This is a genomic window from Rhodovulum viride, from assembly GCF_003265965.1.
Lineage (GTDB): Bacteria > Pseudomonadota > Alphaproteobacteria > Rhodobacterales > Rhodobacteraceae > Rhodovulum > Rhodovulum kholense.
The window spans coordinates 1-565 of sequence record NZ_MUAV01000164.1; the positions used below are offsets into that span (position 1 = coordinate 1).

Consider the following 565-nt stretch of genomic DNA (forward strand, 5'->3'; position numbering starts at 1 on the left):
AGCCGGGGCTGACCATGCCGACATTGGCGTCCTCGACCGTCGAGACCGCCCAGCGAACCGCCGCCTCGGCCGCCGCCGCCGTGCCCGCGATGCCGTCGCGCCAGTTCTCGGCCAGCGCCCAGTTGCGCAGGCCCTTCGGCGTGTCGTTCGATCCGTCGCCCCTGAGGAAGGCCAGGTCCTCGCGCAGCGCCATCGCCTTCAAGAGGTCGTCGCGGGCATGCTGGGCCATGGCGACCGAGGAATGCCGCAGGAGGCTGTTCGACAGCGGCACCAGCGCGCGCAGGAGCTTGAAGGACTTGTCGACCGCATCGAAGCTCATCTCGCTTTCGGCAATGGCCGAGGTCTCGGCGCCGTAACCGGCGGTCGCGCCTGCGGTCTGGCGCGCGGTGCGCAGCTCGCCCGCGGGCATCGGCACGGTGCGCGCGCCCGAGGCGCGGACGGTGACCCGCGGGCGCAGCAGCGCGATCAGTTCCTCGGATTGCGCGGCGGGAATGGTGATGCCGCCCGCGGCCTCGGACGCGCCCGACATGATCGCGGCGATGCCGGAATGGCCATCGGTCTCAAG

1 protein-coding gene is annotated in these 565 nt (G+C 72.0%); it reads right to left on the minus strand.

Translation table 11 applies throughout. From position 1 onward, the window contains the following. The coding region (locus BYZ73_RS21650) for a phage major capsid protein (RefSeq protein ID WP_112317602.1) at window positions 1-565 on the minus strand (565 nt) is incomplete at both ends.